The sequence below is a fragment of the Halobacteriovorax sp. DPLXC-1 genome, from assembly GCF_036903125.1.
GTDB lineage: Bacteria > Bdellovibrionota > Bacteriovoracia > Bacteriovoracales > Bacteriovoracaceae > Halobacteriovorax_A > Halobacteriovorax_A vibrionivorans.
This window is the reverse complement of the sequence record NZ_JAYMCO010000001.1, coordinates 448,378-467,476: the sequence shown is the minus strand read 5'-3', so window position 1 is coordinate 467,476 and position 19,099 is coordinate 448,378. Positions and strand designations below refer to the sequence as shown.

Sequence of the window (19,099 nt, the reverse complement as noted above, 5' to 3'; positions counted from 1 at the left end):
TTTAGCCCCTACTATATTTAAGAGAGAGATCAACTGCAGGAGCATCGTAAGTAAGTGCACCAATGCTTATTGCATCCACTCCTTCAATTAGATAATTTTCAAGAGTATTTAATCTCACTCCACCAGATACTTCAAAAGTAACATCCGAAGGTTTTTCTTTTACTGCCTCTCTAATTTCATCTGGAGAGAAGTTATCAAGCATAATATGTTTTACGCCTTCATTAAGCGCTAACTTAAGTTCAGAAAGATCATGAATCTCAACTTCGATAGGAGTATAGAAAGAATTCTTTGACTTAAAAAAGTCGATGGCCTCTTTTACACCACCAAAGAAAGACTTATGATTATCTTTAACCATCCACATATCACTTTGACCAAATCGATGATTATTACCACCACCAGTTACAACAGCATATTTCTCAAGAGCGCGATAACCTGGAAGAGTTTTTCTTGTATCAAGAATCTTTACGCCACTACCTTTTGCCATGACAGCAAATTTATTCGTATATGTTGCTATTGATGAGGCCCTCTGAATTAAGTTTAAGGCAATCCTCTCCCCTGTTAGAGCGATAGAAAATGGAAGAGTGAAATGAATTTCGGCCATCTCATCTTTTTGATACTGACGTCCTTCATATTTTTTAAAATCTTCATATTTTAAATTAGCTCCAAGATAATTGAATGACTCTACAAAATAAGGAAGGCCACATAGAATCATGTCATCTTTGATTTTTAAGCGACACTGTACTTCATCACTTGGAAGCGATTGAATATAATTAAGATTACGTGATAAATCATCTTCTTTAAAATAGTCCGCGATAGATTCTTGCAATGCTTTGTTTATAAGTAGATTTGTCATAATTAACTCCGTAGAAATAATTTCTACCATTTTCATTTTAGAAAAAAAACTCTCAAAAGATGAGTTTCAGCTGATATTTAGAGATTTCTTCCATATAAAGCTGCAATGCGTTTCAATATTATCTTTCTAGCTGCATTTCTCTTTATCAATCCACTAACTAATCAATTTAATTACAGGAAATACCGCCCTGCGCCCAAAATTAAGCTTCCAAGCAAAATAAAGAAGTCATTTAAAGAAAAGAAGAATTTCTACTTCTATCGCTCAGTTATAACTGGTCAGAAATGGGGCCTTGATAAAAAATTAAAAAAGCGGCTGTCACATTTAAATCTTATGCACTTGATGACACCATCCGGACTTCATCTCTCTTCTTTATTTCTAATTTTCTTTTTAATCAGAAGGAGGTTTAAGAGACCAACTCAATTCATAGAGCTTGTGATGTGTTTTATCTTTTATTTCTTTCTACCAGGATATTACTCTTTTCGAAGAGTTGCCCTATTAAGAAGTTTCTTTATTTTAAATGATATTAGAAAAACAAATTATACGAAAATGCAGATATTCATCTTTTTTCTTATAACGGATTTTTTTTTCGGAACATACCGCTTTGGCCATCTTTCTTTTTACTTAAGTACATTATTTCTAGCATTAATTTTTTCAATTAAAGACTTTCGAGTATATAAGATGTACTTACTCTTTTTTGTTGCTCAACTTTTTATCGCCCATAAGTTCTCGGGTGTTATTTATCCCGCATCAGTAATTCTCTCTCCTCTTTTAACAAGTCTATTCACTTTGGTTTATCCCATTCTATTTTTGAATCTCTTCTTCATTAAAATATGGAATTATTCAGAGGTATTAATAATAATCTATACAAAACTCGTTGAATTCTGTTTTGATATTGCAAATAGTATAGGATTTATCCATGTAAACTTCTTAATCTTAATTGGTATAATAATTTACACAAGAAAATCTAAAAATTATTCATTGGCCCTAATTACGATTGGACTAATTAGTGATTTCCCAAGAGACGGGCTTCAAATCATTCTCAATGAGATAGGCATTGGCCTTTGAAAATGGTTTTGAGCCAAAGAAGCCGCGATAAGAAGAAAGAGGAGATGGGTGAACAGATTTAAGAACTAAGTGCTTAGACTCATCAATATTCTTGCCCTTCTTTTGTGCAGGAGAGCCCCAAAGAATAAAGACTACATTTTCACATTGCTCATTAATCACTTCAATAATTTTGGCAGTAAACTTCTCCCACCCTTTTTTCTGATGAGATCCTGCCTGTGCTTTTCTAACACTTAAACAATTGTTAAGTAGCAAAACGCCTTCCTTTGCCCATTCTTCAAGAAATCCATGCTCAGGTACCTCGACTCCCAGATCTTCATTTAATTCTTTGTAAATATTTCTAAGAGAAGGAGGAATTTTTACACCTTTATTTACAGAAAAGCTTAAACCATGGGCCTGCCCTTCACCGTGATATGGATCCTGACCAAGAATAACGACTTTAACTTTTTCTAGAGGAGTTAAATTTAATGCTGAAAAGAACTCTTCTCTTTTAGGAAAGATCTCACCATCTTCTGAATTTAAAAATTCAGAAAGTTCACGCATATAATCTTTTTGGAATTCGTCTTTAAGGTAAGTTAGCCAGCTCTTATCATTTAAGAATTCAATCATAAGAGCTGGCCTTTATTTTAATAACTTAGAAGTTTATTAAGTTGTTCGTATACGTCTGAAACTTGTGGAAGAATATAATCTTCTGAAGTTGGACAATATGCAACGTGAGAGTCTTTTGCAGCAACACGAAGGATTGGAGCATCAAGTGCTTCAAAACATTCTTCGTTAACACATGCAGCGATTTCACCAGCAAAGCCTGAAGTTTTCGTTTCTTCGTGACAAATAAGAAGACGATTAGTTTTTTCAAGTGACTTCTTAATTGAATCCATATCAAATGGAGCAAGAGTTCTAAGGTCAATAACCTCAATCGTCTTACCAGTTTCAGATTCGACTTTCTTAGCGGCATCAATTGATTTTTGAACTAATGCACCCCAAGCAACAACAGTTGCGTCTGCTCCTTCTTTTGCGACACGGGCCTTACCAAATGGAATCATATACTCTTCACCTGGATCAGCAGTACGATTATAACCTTGGTAGTAAAGGTGCTTATGCTCTAGGAACATAACAGGATCATCTGATCTAATAGCAGTTCTTAAAAGACCAGCAGCGTCTGCTGCGTTTGATGGGAACACAACTCTAATACCTGGAACGTGAGTGAATAGAGACTCTCCACATTGTGAGTGATAAATCGATCCACCTCTTAGGTATCCACCGATTGGAACACGCACAACCATTGGACACTTAAAGTCTCCACCTGAACGGTAGCGAGTCGTCGCCATCTCATTCTTAAGTTGCATATAAGCAGTCCAGATATAATCGAAGAATTGAATTTCAACAACAGGCTTAAGACCTCTCATTGCCATACCAATTGCACGACCGATGATATTTGCTTCTGCTAGTGGTGAGTTAAATACTTGTCCTTCTAAAGATGCTCTTTGAACACCTGAAGATACCTTAAATACACCACCTTTACCTTTTAGTTCTGGATCTTTTAATTTTTCTAGATCAGAGAAATCGGCAACGTCTTCTCCAAACATTCTTAGAAGTGGGTTCTTAGAAAACTCAGAGCGAAGAACAGCATTAATTGCTGATGCCATTGGAATATCTGTTTTTCCTTCAAATGAACCTTCAGTTTCAAAATCCGATGAAGTTGGATCAACATCGTGAGAATATAAGTGATCAAGTGCAGATTCAGGAGCTGGCCATTCAGTATCAACAGCTTCTTTCATTGCACGTCTTACATCAATCGTTACTTCTTCAAGAAGATCGTTAACTTCTTTCTCAGTCATTACACCAAGCTCAATAAGAGTCTTTGGGTAAGAGTTAAATACGTCGATTTGCTTTTCTTCAGCAAGCTCATCTTTTGTACGATACATTGACTGATCATCAGAAAGAGAGTGTGAGTATGGACGAGTTACATGAGAGTGAAGAAGAACTGGCCCCTTTCCTTCTCTAATATGCTTTGCTGCTTTTTCAGCGGCCTTATAAGATTCAATAGGACAATTACCGTCACATTCAATAATCTTTAAACCAGGAAATTCATCTAGAGCTTTAGAGATTGATCCACCTGGAGTTTGCTTAGAAGTAATTGTTGAAATGGCATAACCATTATCTTCAACGTGGAAAAGAACAGGAAGTTTATTAGCACAAGCTGTTGTTAGACCTTCCCAGAACTCACCTTGAGCAATCGTTCCATCACCACATGAAGTATAAACAACTTCAGCATCTTCAACTAAGAATTTTGATGTATCGTAATTATGTTTTTCTTTTAATTCTTTAAGAGCAAGTCCTGCTTCAGCAACACCACATGCCTGTAGAAATTGAGTTCCAGTACATGAAGACTTTTGAACGATATTTAGTTTTACATTCCCCCAGTGAGCTGGCATCTGACGGCCATGAGTTGCTGTATCTCCAATGTTACCATTTGCTTGGCAAAGCATTTCATATGGAGTTACACCAAGACCTGTACATAGTGCTCTATCTCGGTAGTAAGGAATAAACCAATCGTGAGCTGGCTTTAGAACTTTTGCAAGAGCTGTTAAAACACCTTCGTGTCCCGCTCCGGAGATTTGGAAGAAAGCTGTTGATTGTTTCTTCATTGTGATCTCAGCATCGTCTAGCTTTCTTGAAACGAAAACATTACGAAGCATCCAAGTTAGATCCTCTTTTGAAAGATTGTACTTTTTAATAATCTCTTTTTTCTTATCTAATTTGTTAGATCCCACAGTTGATCCTTTTGCAGTTTTATCAAGCATTTAACGCCCCTTTTTAAGTGGGGCTAGCTTACCAATTTTAGTGCAAAAGGTGCACATGCTGTGCATTAAAATAGAATATAAGTTTTGACAAATTTCAGGTATTTAGAAGATTAACTTTAAAAACCACTAGAGATTCCTAGCACATATCGGCGATCGACCTGTCCTCTGAAGTCTGAATCTGTTGTATCAACAGCATAAGTTGAGAGATCAAACTCCATTTTTCGCGTTCTAATCCCAATTCCTCCGGAACCAAAACCGTCACCGTAACCTAAACGGAAATAGAAAATACGACGTAAATCAAACTCTAAACCAAGTCCAAGCTTTCTAATAGTGTCGACATTCGAGTACTCACCTAGCGCATCTTTATAATTTAATTCCATGTGAACACGCATCGTTCTACCTATTTGAGGTGTAAGAGAAAGTCCTAAGTCAAAAGTTTGTTTGATATCAGCTGGTGCTGCTGGACCTCCGGTCTGCTCAAAACTTGTACCACCTGTATTATGTGAAGTGATGGCAAGAGTTGGGAGAAATGTGTATGGAAGAGTTAAGCGAAAACCAGTAGTAAAAAATAACATTTTACCTTGGTTGTAGGCCGTATCAGGTAGATCTAGTGCAACCGCTGGATCAGCTGTCCCGATTGCTTCCTTTCTAAATAGATAAGTTGCGGTAGCACCTATTTTTACGATTCCACCAAAGAGTGAAAAGTTAAAAGCTGCGTATGGACCGTGATCAGTTCTTTGTGCATATTCAAATTGGTCACCAGCTTGATCACCAATAAAAGCTCGTTGTTGAACAGCATAGACATATCCCATAGAGAAATAGCGAGTTGAGAAGTTTGGCATCATTTGGAAACGACTATGTGAAACTGTTCCCTTATTTTGATTGAGAAGTTTTCTTGCACCCTCAAGCGATAGTGCATCAAAAATATCACCGGCGTTACCAGTTACATCTCCACCAAAGAGAGTCTCCATCCAGCCCTTATTGGTTTCAAATTGAAAATTTGAAAGGTGGAAGTGTTTTCCACGATATGTTCCAAGACCTGCTGGGTTATAGAAAGCAGCGGATGCATCATCTACTTTTGCAATAAATGCATTTCCCATGGCAAGGGCACGAGATGAAGTGACAATCTCTGGAAAGACAGCATCCTCAAATTGTATTGCATAAATACTTGAGTGAATTAATAGGAGTAATAAAATCAACTTCTTCACGGAGTTAATTTTACCTTAAGAAGACCTTAATATTAACTCGTGGCACAAGATGCCGACATAAACAAAAAAGGCCCGTAAAAACGGGCCCTTATATCGATATATATCTTAATTTAGACTATCTTTTCTTCCTACCTGGAAAACGGTGTCCTACGTGACCTAGGAACTTCCCTTGGATATTCTTAATTGATTCAATTCTTGATTCTGCAAGGATATCAGTTGCTTGATAAACTGGAATATCTTGTTCTTCAGAAATTTCGAAAATCTTCATAGTTGTATCATAGATTGTATCAACCATTCTGATTGCCTTATCTTCTGACCAACCTTCAAATTCAATTGAAACGTTCATTAGACCACCAGCATTGATTAGGTAATCTGGAGCGTATAGGATTCCTTTTTCTTTAAGGATTTTTCCGTGACGATTTTCTGCAAGTTGGTTATTTGCAGCACCAGCAACGATCTTACAATTTAGACGCTCAATCGTTTCATCATTGATAGTTGCACCAAGTGCACATGGAGCATAGATATCCATCTTCACATCGTAGATTTCATCAATTCCTACAACCTTTGCATTTGGAACTTTTTCTTTGAAAAGTTCAAGGTTCTTTTCATTGATATCACAAACGTAAACTTCTGCACCTTCATTGTATAAGTACTCACCTAGGTAGCGACCAACTGATCCAGCACCTTGAAGCGCAACAACTTTACCTTTTGGTGAACGGTCTCCGTAAACTTTCATACAAGCTGCTTCGATACCTCTGAAAACACCGCGAGCTGTCCATGGAGAAGGATTACCTGAACCACCATGGATTTCAGCAACACCTGCTACATTATTTGTTTCAGTAAATACGTGCTCAATATCATCAACACCAATATTTACATCTTCTGCTGTAATATAACGTCCATTTAAAGACTCTAGGAAACGTCCGTATGAACGGAAAAGAGCTTCTGACTTATCCTTTTCTGGATCACCAATAATTACGGCCTTTCCACCACCAAGGTTTAGACCAGAAACAGCTGCTTTATAAGTCATCCCTTTTGAAAGTCTTAATACATCATTGATTGCTTCTTCTTCTGAATTATATGGCCACATTCTAGTTCCACCAAGAGCTGGTCCTAAAACTGTGTTATGAATCGCAACGATTGCCTTTAGGTTACAACTTGGGTCACTGAAAAAGATAACTTCTTCGTGTCCATCTTTGTATAGTCTCTCAAAACTAGGCATGCTTAATCTCCTTAATTGATTGCAATAATTACCCGAAATTTCATGGCAATTTAAATTGCTTAAAATAGTGCTACAATAGTGAAAAGAACAATAAACTTTCAAGGATAAAAACTGTATGCACAAAGCGTCACTAATCGATGAGAATGGGCAAAGTACTGAATTTACGATCGATGAAAATCAAAGTATCTTTGACGCACTTCAAGATCAAGGCAAGACTTTACCTCATGGATGCTTGAGTGGCTCTTGTGGCTCATGTCGTATACAGATCATTGAGGGTAAAGAAAACATGAAAAAACCAGGTATCATTGAGCAAAACACAATTGATGCAATAGCTGGTGAGCATCCAGAAGTTGAAGAAGGTAAAATTAGAATGGCCTGTCGAGCTAAGGTTCTAGGTGATATTAAATTTTCTTCTCTAAAATAAGTTGAATTAAAGCACGAAAGTGCTTAATACGATCAAAGTCCCAAGACTTATTTCCATCTTTATAAAAATCTAATCGTTCTTGATCTAAGACAGTAATCAGATGATCAACATCATTAACGATAATATATTGTTCATCCTTAAAAAGAGCAGATTGAATATCCACCATTCCATCATTTCGACCGACACGATTATAAATATAATTACGGCTTGATTCTAAAAGAGACTCTCGCCCATCTTGAGCATCAATAAAGGTAATGAATTGTAAAAAGTTAACATCGCCTAGAGCCTTCATGACTTCTTCTCGATGCTCATTCATATACTTTTTTCTTTCGGCCGTACCTACAGACTGCATTCCACTAATGTCACCACCAAGAAGGTAGAAAGCCCAGCCAATTAACGTTTTCGTCACTGTTCCATCAATAAAGTAATCAGCAAGAACTGATCCACGAAACGGAGATTGCATTGTCACCCAACCCACTACGCGATCTTTCACTTCTGGATGGTTTATTAAAACTTCTAGAAATTCAAGACCACCTTTAGAGTGACTTATAATAAGTAGTGGCCCTTTAATCTTATCTAACTTTGATTTAATAAAGCGTGCATTCTCTTTAACCGGTGCCTCTGATTCCACAATAATTCTTTTAAAAGGAATCTTGTGCTCTTCTAATAACTCCATATAATCACTAAAGTAATCACCTACAAAATAGGATAGGTTTAAAATTTGACCTGATTTCTTTATAGCTGATTGAGATAGAATTCCAGGTAAGAAAACGACTGTAAGCTCTCTTAGCTTTGCTATTTCTTTTTTAGATAATTTTGGTTTTGATTGATAGAGGCTCTTATAATGAGTTGTTTTATTTAAGGCCCAGACAACTTCTGTCCTAAAGACAGAAGTTATCAGAGTAAATATAAGAACTAAGCTAAACCTTTTGATGTTAATAATGCTGCCCTCTTCTTGCGGCGAATTTTGGCGTTAATATCATCTAGAGAATCAACGGCCATATCCCAAGCTGTATAAATTTGTTTCTTCTTATTGGCCCTCAGGTCACCGGCAACATAGAAATTTTCAATATTCGTTTCACCTTTTTCATTGCCTAGAACGTAGCCACGTTCATCAACTTCTGCGCCAATGGCCTTTGCTAATTCATTATAAACGATAGTCCCGAGGGAAACAAAAGAAAACGCTGACTCTAAAGTTCGCCCACTTGCAAATTTATAACCTTGAACCTGTCCTTCTTTACGATCTCCAAGTACATCCACAATTTTTTCCGTGAAAACTTCAATATTATAAGCTTTGATTAGAGTTTTAACTTCATCGCTAAAGTCAGGAGTCTCTCCATTTGTAAGGATCGACATCGAAGGAGTGTTGTACCTCTCCTTGAGCATCACAGCAACCCACACGGCCCCTGAAGTGTGCCCTATAATCGATGTGTGCTTATCATAGACATGGTGTCCATCACATCTTAAGCAGTAGTCTACTGTTTGTGCATTAGCAAAAGGAAGTATTGGTTTAATGCTGTCGTTAAAATGAGGCTGAACATCCATGATCCCAGTACAAAGGACCACATAGCTTGCTTCATACTCACTTCCATCACTATCAATGAGCTTAAAAGAACCATCATCATTTTTTGTGACCTCTGTGACACCTTTTCCTTTTACGAAAGTGAGATTATCTTTAAATTCAGACTCTTGAATCCACTCAAGAGTTTCCTTATTAGGTTCTTCGATCCCTTTTTTATACTTATGTGTACCAGGCATATTCTCAACCTTATAGACCCACTTCTCACGTGAACGCTTCTTATCGCGAGGAGAACCTGGAAACATCACAACTTTATCGTTATTTAATACACCTCTTAGTGTGGCCATCATTCCTGCGGCCCCGCCACCAATTACTGCAATATCAAATTTTTCGCTAGACATAATTTTCTCCATCTATGTTTCTCAATAAGTATAGACTAACAAAAAGAGGGAATCTAATAGATTCCCTCTATATAAAGATATATTAACTATATGATGAAATTAGATAGTTACTTTACTGGAATATCGACAAGATCCTCACCTGAGTCGACTGCTTCTTTGGCCTCTTTCTTAGAGAAGAAATGCTTTTCACCATCGACATCTTTGATTTTGACCTGTTTGATCTCATAATCAAAAACTTCAATTAGTTCAAAACTATAACCTTCCCAGATAATAATCTGACCAGATTCAGGGAAGTTATTACCAAGCATATCAAGTAGGAAACCTGCTAGAGTTGAATAATTATCATTAAGTGGAATCTTAATATCATAGTCATGATCAAGATCTCTTAAGTTAGTGGCCCCATCAATATCCACACCGTCGATGAGATCATTTTGTTCGTATTCTTTTGTAATCTGATCGATATCATCATCGTGCTCATCTTGGATTTCTCCAAGTATCTCTTCAATAATATCTTCAAGAGTAATAATACCAACGATTAAACCGTTCTCATCTTTAACAAGTGCCATGTGAACTTTCTTGCGATTCATATGATCAAATACGGCCTGTATCTTCATATGCTCGTAGACAAAGAATGGCTCTCTTAAGTGTTCAGATAATGTGAAATTATCGCGCTGATCCTTCTTGATGAATGCAAGTTCCTTAACGTGAAGAAAGCCTTCAATATTATCAACTTCACCATCACATACTGGATAACGAGAGTGAATCGATTCCTCAATTTCACTAATAACTTCTTTGTAAGAGCTACTAACTTGAATTGTTTTGATTTCCCTACGAGGAATCATAATATCCTTAACCTTAATCTTAGGAAACTCTAAGATCGAGTTAAAAAGATCAATTTGCTTGTGATCAATCGTATTTTCTTTTTCTGCTTTTTGAATCATAAACTCAAGATCATCTTTTGTTACAATTCGACCTGTAAGTTGAGCATTTTCACCAAGAACAGTATGGATTAACCACACCATAATCTTAATCACTGGATATAGAAGATAGTAGAAAATTTGAAGAACTCGAATAACGAAAAAAGACATACTTTCAGCGTGTGTACGAGCAAAAGTTTTTGGAATAATTTCACCAAAGATTAAAATGATAAACGTCGTGGCACCAACAGCAATTCCTATGGCATCATCGGCAAAGAGACGAGTTGCTAGAACTGTTGTAAGAGATGAAGCAAAAATATTAACGACGTTATTCCCTACGAGAATCGTTGTTAGAATCTCACTTGGACGATCAATCATAAATGCAATGGCACGCCCCTTTGCTCCACCTTCTTGAATAAGCTGGCTTGCTCGGTCATGAGGAATTGATAGCAACACGGCTTCAGAGCCAGAGAAAAAACCTGAGCCAATAAAGCAAACGATTAGTGAGACAATTTCAAGGCTACTAACATCAGTCATTGCCTTGTCCTAGTTTAAACGAAATGGAGTTGGAGTTTTTTAAGAAACAACAATAAAGCGGAGGTTCTATAAAATGTATCCTTGTTACGGGCATAGAGAGATTATCTCACCCTGTTCAATAGTTAATATTTTATCAGTATTCCTGATGTGATTCAATACATCATAACTCTATAAATTTCAAGGATATAGGTTTATTTCTTCACTAGTGATGATCTAGCTGCTCACCCTTGAAGTCGTGATCCGAGTACACAATTCGGTCATTCATCTCGTGATTAAAGTCATATATCTCACTGATATTACTGACTTTTCTAAAGATCGTCTGGCACTTATAGCAGATAACCACAGGCGGAAGACGCTTAAAAAGAGCGAAGTCAAAAATATATAAAATAATAAAAGGGGCCACTGAATATGGAGCATATTGAGTTGTGGCCATATAAAGTGTTAAGAGAGCGGCAATTACAAATAGGGTTACACCCACTTTTCGATTAAAGTCTTTTTGCTTATAAAAGTCTTTACGCTTGCAACAAGGACAGTCTTTTAAGATGCCTTTTTCGTGATCTTCGTTCATATGAACTTCAGTTTTTGTATGACAGATCTGACATTCAACTTCACTTACATCCTTATTTGGATGAAATGAAACCCCTGAGCCACATTCTTTACAAGTTAAAGTAATTTCCATCATAGTAGTAATCCATATGTATAAAATAAATAAATCGCAATAATTTCACCAATGAAGATAAAAATCGTCATGGCATAGAAAACACCTGTAGCACTTTGTGTACTTCTCATGCAAACAAGTTTCCAACCAAATATACTCATTGCAAAGATAACTAGGTATCCCCAGATATCACGCATAATAACCATTAACCAATTGAAGGCATAACCGCCGCCAAGTTGTGTCCCTTCTGTTAAATATGGCCCAAGCTTTGTGTGTTCAACGGCCGTCCAAATAAGCTTAATCCCAATGAGTGCCCACATCGCCAGAGTTGCCCTTTTAAGAGGAAGCTCTGAAAGCTTTGGCGTTACAAGATACCAGTGACCTAAAATCATAGCATATGTAATTGCACCTAAGTAATAGACTGACGAAGCGACATATAAGTAATTTAATAAATTCTTCTCTTGAAATAAATAAAGAACAATAAAGCCTAAAAGAGTTGGGATAGCATAAAGAATCCACAGTGCCGTATTCTTCTCATCATAGTGATTATGTAATTGGTGATGAAAGAGGATTGAAATCGTACTTATATAAATAAGAATTGCTTCAAGATCAGTTGCACTGTGACCCGTTATTATATGAGTGATAGCTGCAAAGAATAAACTAACTAAACATGTTGTCGAAAGAAGCTTTTGAAAACCCCCACCAGTCATCTTTGAGTTCGCAACAGGTGCAAAAGCAAATACTCCAAAGCCTGCGGCCAAGAAAAAGTACTTTGCGATTTCAAATGTATTACTCATTATATTTACTCTCTCGTAAGAAATGTTCTACTAAGCGCATAATTATTGTTTTATTTGCATCTGGAATATTAAGCTCTTCTACCTCATTTTGAGCGTTTTCAAAAGATATCTTTTGCGCAATAAGGTTCATACTTTCAATATAATCAGTAACATAGACATAGAGAAAGACACTTCGATCGGGGTACTTGAAGCTTAGATGGGTAAAAAGGGAAATTTTATTTAATTCACAGCCTACCTCTTCTAAAAATTCTCGACGAGCAGCCTCCTCACATGACTCACCATCTTCAATCTTGCCTCCAGGAAATTCAAACTTTCCATCCAGTGGGCCATCTTCTTGGCGTTTTTGTCCGAAGAGAACAATTCCATCTTCTTCTATGCGATAAGGTATAACTATTGATATTTCCATAAGATTATATCTACCCTAAAAATATTGAAATGTTAAAGAGCTGTGCTAGCTTTTTATAAGCGGATTGTTTATAAGAAGCTCAGTGAGAAAACTACCTTTTGATAAACATTCTATGATCTTTGCGCCGATGGAAGGTGTAACAGATGGCCCTTATCGCGAGGCCATTCAAAGGGCATTTGGTGACTGGGATTATTATTCAACAGATTTTTATCGAATTCCATCGGTGGGTAATGTTCATACAAAGACACTAGTAAAACACTACGGTGAAGAATATTTAAAAAAGAAGTCTCATAGTATTAAGACGGCCTATCAATTTCTTACCTCAGAAATTGCACAAACGAAGCAGGCCATTAATTTAATTAGTGAACTCAATTATCACCATATCGACTTAAATCTTGGTTGCCCTTCAAAGAAGGTAAATTCTAATAAAGGAGGAGCCTATCTTCTATCTGACCTTAAGGCCCTTGAGAAAATCATAAGAGATATTCGTGAATCATTTCAAAATGTCTTCACGGTTAAGATTCGAATTGGCTATCGCGATGACTCACTCTTCTTTGACCTCTTAAACCTTTTTGAAGATTGTGGTGTTGATGGAATTACAATTCATGCGAGAACCCGCGATCAGCTTTATAAAGGTGTTGCCGATTGGAGCTATATTGAAAAAGCTGTTAAGCACTCATCTCTTCCAATCATTGCAAATGGTGATATCTGGACAATTGAAGATATTGATCGCATTTATGACCAATGTGACCCTTATGCGATTATGTGTGGTCGAAGTGCCTTAAAGACGCCATGGCTTGCTTCAATTTATAAAGAATACCAGGGACGTGCAGACTTTATCAGTGAAGAATTTCTCTTAAAGTTAAGAGCTCAAAATCTTGATCTCTACTTCTATGAATTAGAAAAAGAATACCGAAAGTTTGGCTATCCAGAATCGACAATACTTAAGAGATTCAAAGCATTTTGTCGCTATCTCTTTGATGATTATGAGAACTTTGAATTAATTAGAGGTAAGTTTTTGAGATCACAAGAACTTCGTGAATTTAAAGATCATCTTGATCAATTTGTTCATCGCTATTCTTAGCAACATAATTTAAAACACTTTTAGAATAGAAAAAGAACGTTATCTCAAACAAAATAACTCCGCCAAAATAAACTAGCCAACCCTGAATTGACACTCCTGTTAAAGATACAAGCAGAAAGAAAAGAAATCCTGGTATTTGTCTTACAAAGAAGTTTCCCCACGCATTATCTGGAAACCGTTTTTCTAAATTCAAAAAGAAGCTCATAACAGCATTGGCAAAGTTAAAACGATTTGTTCGCCCCTCAAAATATGATACTCGATCTGGATGACAATAAAGTCCTGCAAAGGCTATTGCTGTAAAGAAACAAATATACTCTTCTGTTGAAAAATTAAGGACGGCCGAAGCAATAAAGAAAATAACAAAAGTAGGAATAAAAAAAGTGTAGTAGCGAATGCCTAATTTCATCTTCATTACTTTTCTCCAAAATAAAAAGGCACCCTATTGGGTGCCCTCTTACTATTATAAATGTAATTAGTTTTACTTCGCAACTCCAACGGCCTTAGTCTCACGAACAACTGTAATTTTAATCGTTCCAGGATAAGACATTTGCTCTTCAATTTGCTTAGCAATATTTCGAGATAATAATACCGTCTCTTCATCGTTGATTTTTTCATTCTCAACAAAAACTCGTACTTCACGTCCACCAGAGATAGCGTAAGACTTGCTAACACCTTCAAATGAATTAACAATTTCTTCGATATCTGTAAGACGAGAAACATAAGACTCAGTAAGTGCTTTACGAGCTCCTGGTCTTGCACCAGAAATCGCATCAGCAGCTGCAACGATATGAGCAAGAATTGATTCCGGCTTCTCATCATCGTGGTGAGCTCTAATTGCATGAACAACGTCCGCAGACTCTCCATACTTTCTTGCAAAGTCAGCACCGATAACAGCGTGTGATCCTTCGGCCGCAGCATCAAGAACTTTACCAATATCATGTAGAAGACCCGCACGACGAGCTTGCTTAATATTTAGACCCATCTCAGCTGCCATTGAACCACAAATAAATGCTGCTTCAATTGCATGCTGGTATTGGTTTTGAGTATATGAAGTTCTAAAGTTTAATGCACCAACAAGCTTAAGGATTTCAGGGTGAATACCGTGAACACCAATCTCCATTTGTGCCTTCTCACCTAGTGTAAGAAGCTTCTTCTCAAATTCAGCTTTTGACTTATCATGAAATTCTTCAATTTTTGCAGGGTGAATACGACCGTCAGCAATTAGCTTCTCAATTGTATCCTTAGCGATCTCACGTCTTACAACGTTAAATGAAGAAATAACAACGATCTCTGGAGTATCATCGATAATTAAATCAACACCACAGATTTGCTCAAATGCTCTAATATTACGACCTTCACGACCAATTAGACGACCTTTCACATCATCAGATGGAAGATCAACAGTTGAGATTGTCTTTTCACCAACATGTTCACCAGCATATCTTTGAATTGCAATACCAACGATTCTCTTAGCACGGCTTTCAGCTTCTTCTTTTGCCTCTTCTTCCATGCGTTTAATCATTTTAGTGAAATCAACTTGAGCGTCTTCTTTCATTGTCTCTAAAAGTTCTTCTTTGGCCTGCTCTTTTGTCATAGCCGCAACTTCTGAAAGCTTTCCAGCATATTCTTCTTGGCGAACGACATACTTTTCTTTCTCTTTAAGAGCGTCGAGTTCTTTTTCTTTAACTTCCTCTTCTCTCTTATCAAGCTTCTTCTTTTTTTCATCAAGCTCATCCATTTTAGACTCAAGCTTAGCCTGTCTTTTATTCAGGTCTTTTTCTTGATCATTAAGCTCGCGCTTAACTTTTTGGACATACTTATCAGCGTCCTTCTTTTCTTCTTGGGCCGCTTCTTTTGCCTCTTTTCTCGCTTTATAGCTAATCTCTTTTGCTTGCTCTTTAGCCTTGTTGATGATTTCATCACCCTTTGCCTCACGCTCGGCCAATTCTTTTTTGGCCTGAAGGTTACGGATAACAAAACCAACTGCTAGTCCAAGAACAAGAAAAAGAAGTGATGCTAAGATTAAATCTGTACTCATTACTCTCTCCCTATATTCACACTTTAATCACTTTCTTTGCTGTTACAACAAAGTCCATTACTTGGTCATGTTGCTCGCAAGGAATGCTTTCTTGTAACTGCTGATTAAAGCAAACGCCTATTTTTAATGGTTCTTTCTTCTTTCTATTTGTGAGGTATCGATCATAATAACCCTTACCTCTTCCTAAGCGATGCCCTGACTCATCAAAAGCAACACCTGGGATTAATATAATATCTGGTTCAACAATTTGAGATGACTCACAAGGCACCTTAAATTCTTTACCAAAAGCATTAACAGTCTTTAACTCACTTAATGATGAAGACTTAAATTCCATATCATTTGAGTCTTCATCAAATACGGGAAATGCTAAGCTCCCCAGTACCTTTAAGTTAAGACAATTAACTTCTCCTGGAATCGGATAAAAGATCCCAAGAGTCTGCGGATAAAAGTTTTCGGATTTAAAAAGAGTAACGAGGTTTGAAACAACTTTTGCACTTTGAATCTCAAATTCCTGAGGATCCATTTGCGCTATGATATTTAAAACTTCTTTACGAAGGTTTTTCTTTTCCGAACTCATGATTAGTGAGTCTTTGGAAGTGATTCCTCTATCAATCTCAGGGCATTATCAGAAAGAGACATCACATCTGTGATCTCTTGTTTATACTCTTTCTCTAAAGATAACTTTTCCTTCGCTAACTCTAGTGCCACAAGTGCAGCTAATTGTGAGTTAGAAATTGAAGGGGCCTTTTGGCGAATATTACTTGCGATCGTATCAACATACTCAACAATTTCTGTCGCAGAAACAATCTCATCTTCTCCAGACTCTTGGAGTCTGAAATTATGACCTAAAACTTGATATTCTTTTACTTCCGTACTTATATCCATAGTAATTCAATTGTAGTCCTACAAAGGATTCCAGTCAATCAATCAATTACCTACCAGTGCGTCAAGATACTCATCTAAATTGAACACACTCAGGTCTTCGACATTTTCACCGACACCAATATAAGTAATTGGTATTTGAAGTGCGTCAACAATTGAAATTGCACTTCCGGCCTTCGAAGATCCATCACATTTTGTAAATACTAGACCTGTTAGATCCAAAGCCTTATTAAACTCTTCCGCTTGGCGAATAGCATTTTGACCAGTAATGGCATCAATAACTAAAAGTGTATGATGAGGTGCATCCTCCATCAGCTTCTTAAGAACATTCTTACTCTTAGTCAGCTCATCCATTAAATTTCCCGCTGTATGAAGACGCCCCGCCGTATCAAGGATACAATAGTCAGCTTCCTCATTCATTGCAGCCTGAAGCGCGTCATAACCAACACCACTTGGGTTGGCCCCTTCCTTTGCGCGAATCATTGTTGCACCTGCGCGATCGCACCACACCTGGAGCTGATCAACTGCCGCAGCACGGAATGTATCACACGCACCAACAACAACCTTTGCTCCTTGATTAGTAAGCTTTGTCGCAAGCTTTCCAATAGTTGTCGTCTTTCCTGCTCCATTAACACCAACAATCATTATGACCTTAGGTAATTTTGAATCACTCTTTTCGAATTGAAACAGATCTCCAGGACTATTGGCCTGTACACTTGCCATCTTATTCTTCAAAAAGTCTTTAATATATGACTTAAATTTTGCTTCATCAAAATCCCCAGACTTTGCCTTTTCTTCAAGATCTTCAATGAGTTCACTTGTTGCCTTTGGCCCAAGATCTGCTCCATAGAGAAGCTCTTCAACTTCTTCAAGTGCATCCTCATCAAGACCTCCGCGGCCAAAGATACTTCCGATCTTTCCCCAAACTCCCTCACGAGAGCGTGAAAGACCCTTTGTTAGTCGATCTTTCCATGACTTCTCTGGCTTAGTCGGCTCAAGGACTTCTTCCTCTTTTTTAACTTCTTCAACAACTTCTAATACTTCAGCTTGTGACTGAGGCTCATCTTTTTCTTCTGTCTCTGTTTTAGTTGGTGGAGGCAGCTTTGCCTTTGGTTTCACAAGATAGAAAAGCCCAGTGAAACCACTCACACCTAATACCGAACAAAGAGCAATAAAGGCATAAGCGTATTCGATTGTGATTATGATATTCATTCCAGCTTGGTCTGCCCAAGACTGTAGAAAAGCAACGAGTTGCAACATATAATTCTCCATTTTGTGTGCTTTAGAGATATGATAAGTAAGTATAAAAATCAATATTTTAAGTCAAAAAACGGCATTAATATGGCAAATAAATTAGCTCTTTTTCAATTACAGCAAACGATTCGAAACTTTTTCAACAAAGAAGGTTTTATTGATGTGCTAACACCACCAATTGTCGAGAATCCGGGAATGGAAACTCACATTCATCCCTTTGCAATTCACTCGGTGCATCAAGAAAAAACTCATAATCTCTACCTTCACACTTCACCAGAATTTCATATGAAGGAACTATTGAGCGAAGGAATGAATAAGATCTTCACTATGAGCTACTGTTTTCGTGATGAGCCAAATAGTGAAACACACCGCAAGCAATTCATAATGCTTGAATGGTATCGAGCTAATGAAAACTATGAGAAGATCATGGAAGATACAATCCAACTTTTTAAGTACTGTTATGAGCAAGTTCGCAATAAGACACAAGTTGATATAAAAAAACTTACTGTTCAAGAAATTTTTCAGAGCGTGCTTCAATTCGATATTCTCAACTATCTTGAACGAGATAAATTATTTAATAAGATAAAAAGTGACTTCAGTGAGCGAATAAGTCTTTCTAATAATAAAGATGATTATGCGTGGGACGACCTCTTCTTCTTACTTATGTATAATTATATTGAACCAGAATTGAAAAAAGATCCTTTCGTTCTTCTTTATGAATTCCCAGAACCGCTACGTGCACTTTCAACTATAAAAGAAGACGATCCTCGAGTGTGTGAAAGATTCGAAGTTTATTGTCATGGTATTGAAATTTGTAATTGCTTTAATGAACTGACAGATCCGATTGAGCAGATGAAAAGGTTTGAAAAAGATAGCAAATTAAAAGAAGAGATTTATCACTACAAACTACCGTGGCCAAAAAGATTTATATCAACCCTTGAAAAAGGTCTTCCCAAGAGTGCAGGAATTGCACTTGGAGTAGAACGCCTTCTTATGGCCATTACAGCTGAAGAAGACGTTTTCTTTGATTAGT

At 37.0% G+C, this 19,099-nt stretch carries 20 protein-coding genes; 4 read left to right on the top strand and 16 right to left on the bottom strand.

What is annotated here, in order from left to right:
• Position 1: 1 nt before the first annotated feature.
• Positions 2-853, bottom strand: coding sequence for a carboxylating nicotinate-nucleotide diphosphorylase (nadC, locus tag VCM44_RS02365; protein WP_158536769.1), 852 nt, complete (start codon positions 851-853; stop codon positions 2-4).
• A 105-nt stretch (positions 854-958) separates the two neighbouring features.
• Between nadC and VCM44_RS15110 the strand changes: the two genes are divergently transcribed.
• Positions 959-1,918 (top strand): ComEC/Rec2 family competence protein, encoded by a 960-nt coding sequence (locus tag VCM44_RS15110; protein WP_442904999.1) that lies wholly within the window; start codon positions 959-961, stop codon positions 1,916-1,918.
• Here VCM44_RS15110 and ung read toward each other — a convergent pair.
• From ung to VCM44_RS02345, 4 genes are all read right to left on the bottom strand, one after another.
• On the bottom strand, positions 1,853-2,524 hold the full coding sequence (gene ung, locus VCM44_RS02360; RefSeq protein ID WP_114705793.1) for a uracil-DNA glycosylase: 672 nt from the start codon (positions 2,522-2,524) through the stop codon (positions 1,853-1,855). The genes VCM44_RS15110 and ung overlap by 66 nt on opposite strands.
• A gap of 17 nt (positions 2,525-2,541) precedes the next feature.
• Positions 2,542-4,719, bottom strand: coding sequence for an alpha-ketoacid dehydrogenase subunit alpha/beta (locus tag VCM44_RS02355; RefSeq protein ID WP_114705794.1), 2,178 nt, complete (start codon positions 4,717-4,719; stop codon positions 2,542-2,544).
• Positions 4,720-4,835: 116 nt separating this feature from the next.
• Entirely contained in the window at positions 4,836-5,927 is a 1,092-nt protein-coding gene (locus VCM44_RS02350; RefSeq protein WP_334677894.1) for a hypothetical protein, read from the bottom strand.
• Between the two features lie 115 nt (positions 5,928-6,042).
• Positions 6,043-7,149 (bottom strand): Glu/Leu/Phe/Val dehydrogenase dimerization domain-containing protein, encoded by a 1,107-nt coding sequence (locus tag VCM44_RS02345; protein WP_114705796.1) that lies wholly within the window; start codon positions 7,147-7,149, stop codon positions 6,043-6,045.
• Between the two features lie 115 nt (positions 7,150-7,264).
• Between VCM44_RS02345 and VCM44_RS02340 the strand changes: the two genes are divergently transcribed.
• A complete protein-coding gene (locus tag VCM44_RS02340; protein WP_114705797.1) occupies positions 7,265-7,573 on the top strand; it encodes a 2Fe-2S iron-sulfur cluster binding domain-containing protein in 309 nt (102 codons plus the stop codon).
• On the opposite strand, the gene VCM44_RS02335 is transcribed toward VCM44_RS02340, so the two are convergent.
• The 6 genes from VCM44_RS02335 to VCM44_RS02310 form a co-directional block, all read right to left on the bottom strand.
• Positions 7,551-8,249, bottom strand: a complete 699-nt coding sequence (locus VCM44_RS02335) for a hypothetical protein (protein ID WP_334677893.1) — start codon at positions 8,247-8,249, stop codon at positions 7,551-7,553. The genes VCM44_RS02340 and VCM44_RS02335 overlap by 23 nt on opposite strands.
• 239 nt (positions 8,250-8,488) lie before the next feature.
• Positions 8,489-9,493 carry an NAD(P)/FAD-dependent oxidoreductase gene (locus VCM44_RS02330; RefSeq protein ID WP_233500233.1) on the bottom strand — a complete coding sequence of 335 codons (1,005 nt, stop codon included), beginning with the start codon at positions 9,491-9,493 and terminating at the stop codon, positions 8,489-8,491.
• Between the two features lie 107 nt (positions 9,494-9,600).
• Entirely contained in the window at positions 9,601-10,947 is a 1,347-nt protein-coding gene (locus tag VCM44_RS02325; RefSeq protein WP_114705800.1) for a hemolysin family protein, read from the bottom strand.
• Positions 10,948-11,149: 202 nt separating this feature from the next.
• Positions 11,150-11,629: a hypothetical protein gene (locus VCM44_RS02320; protein ID WP_120405548.1), complete on the bottom strand. Its 480-nt coding sequence runs from the start codon at positions 11,627-11,629 to the stop codon at positions 11,150-11,152.
• Complete coding sequence (locus VCM44_RS02315) at positions 11,626-12,402, bottom strand: hypothetical protein (protein WP_114705802.1); 777 nt, start codon at positions 12,400-12,402, stop codon at positions 11,626-11,628. Before VCM44_RS02315 ends, VCM44_RS02320 begins: the two co-directional genes overlap by 4 nt.
• Positions 12,395-12,808: an NUDIX domain-containing protein gene (locus VCM44_RS02310; RefSeq protein ID WP_114705803.1), complete on the bottom strand. Its 414-nt coding sequence runs from the start codon at positions 12,806-12,808 to the stop codon at positions 12,395-12,397. Before VCM44_RS02310 ends, VCM44_RS02315 begins: the two co-directional genes overlap by 8 nt.
• Positions 12,809-12,920: 112 nt before the next feature.
• Between VCM44_RS02310 and VCM44_RS02305 the strand changes: the two genes are divergently transcribed.
• Complete coding sequence (locus VCM44_RS02305) at positions 12,921-13,892, top strand: tRNA dihydrouridine synthase (RefSeq protein WP_133296877.1); 972 nt, start codon at positions 12,921-12,923, stop codon at positions 13,890-13,892.
• Here the strand turns inward: VCM44_RS02305 and VCM44_RS02300 are convergent.
• The 5 genes from VCM44_RS02300 to ftsY form a co-directional block, all read right to left on the bottom strand.
• Positions 13,852-14,304 (bottom strand): hypothetical protein, encoded by a 453-nt coding sequence (locus tag VCM44_RS02300; RefSeq protein WP_334677892.1) that lies wholly within the window; start codon positions 14,302-14,304, stop codon positions 13,852-13,854. The genes VCM44_RS02305 and VCM44_RS02300 overlap by 41 nt on opposite strands.
• Positions 14,305-14,370: 66 nt before the next feature.
• A complete protein-coding gene (rny, locus tag VCM44_RS02295) occupies positions 14,371-15,930 on the bottom strand; it encodes a ribonuclease Y (RefSeq protein WP_334677891.1) in 1,560 nt (519 codons plus the stop codon).
• Positions 15,931-15,946: 16 nt separating this feature from the next.
• On the bottom strand, positions 15,947-16,507 hold the full coding sequence (locus VCM44_RS02290) for a 5-formyltetrahydrofolate cyclo-ligase (RefSeq protein ID WP_334677890.1): 561 nt from the start codon (positions 16,505-16,507) through the stop codon (positions 15,947-15,949).
• Positions 16,508-16,509: 2 nt separating this feature from the next.
• Positions 16,510-16,815: a cell division protein ZapA gene (gene zapA / locus VCM44_RS02285; RefSeq protein WP_114705808.1), complete on the bottom strand. Its 306-nt coding sequence runs from the start codon at positions 16,813-16,815 to the stop codon at positions 16,510-16,512.
• Positions 16,816-16,857: 42 nt separating this feature from the next.
• Complete coding sequence (gene ftsY, locus VCM44_RS02280; protein WP_334677889.1) at positions 16,858-18,072, bottom strand: signal recognition particle-docking protein FtsY; 1,215 nt, start codon at positions 18,070-18,072, stop codon at positions 16,858-16,860.
• A gap of 30 nt (positions 18,073-18,102) precedes the next feature.
• Here ftsY and epmA point away from each other — a divergent pair, with 30 nt between their 5' ends.
• Complete coding sequence (gene epmA / locus VCM44_RS02275) at positions 18,103-19,098, top strand: EF-P lysine aminoacylase EpmA (RefSeq protein ID WP_334677888.1); 996 nt, start codon at positions 18,103-18,105, stop codon at positions 19,096-19,098.
• The last annotated feature ends 1 nt before the right edge of the window (position 19,099 follow it).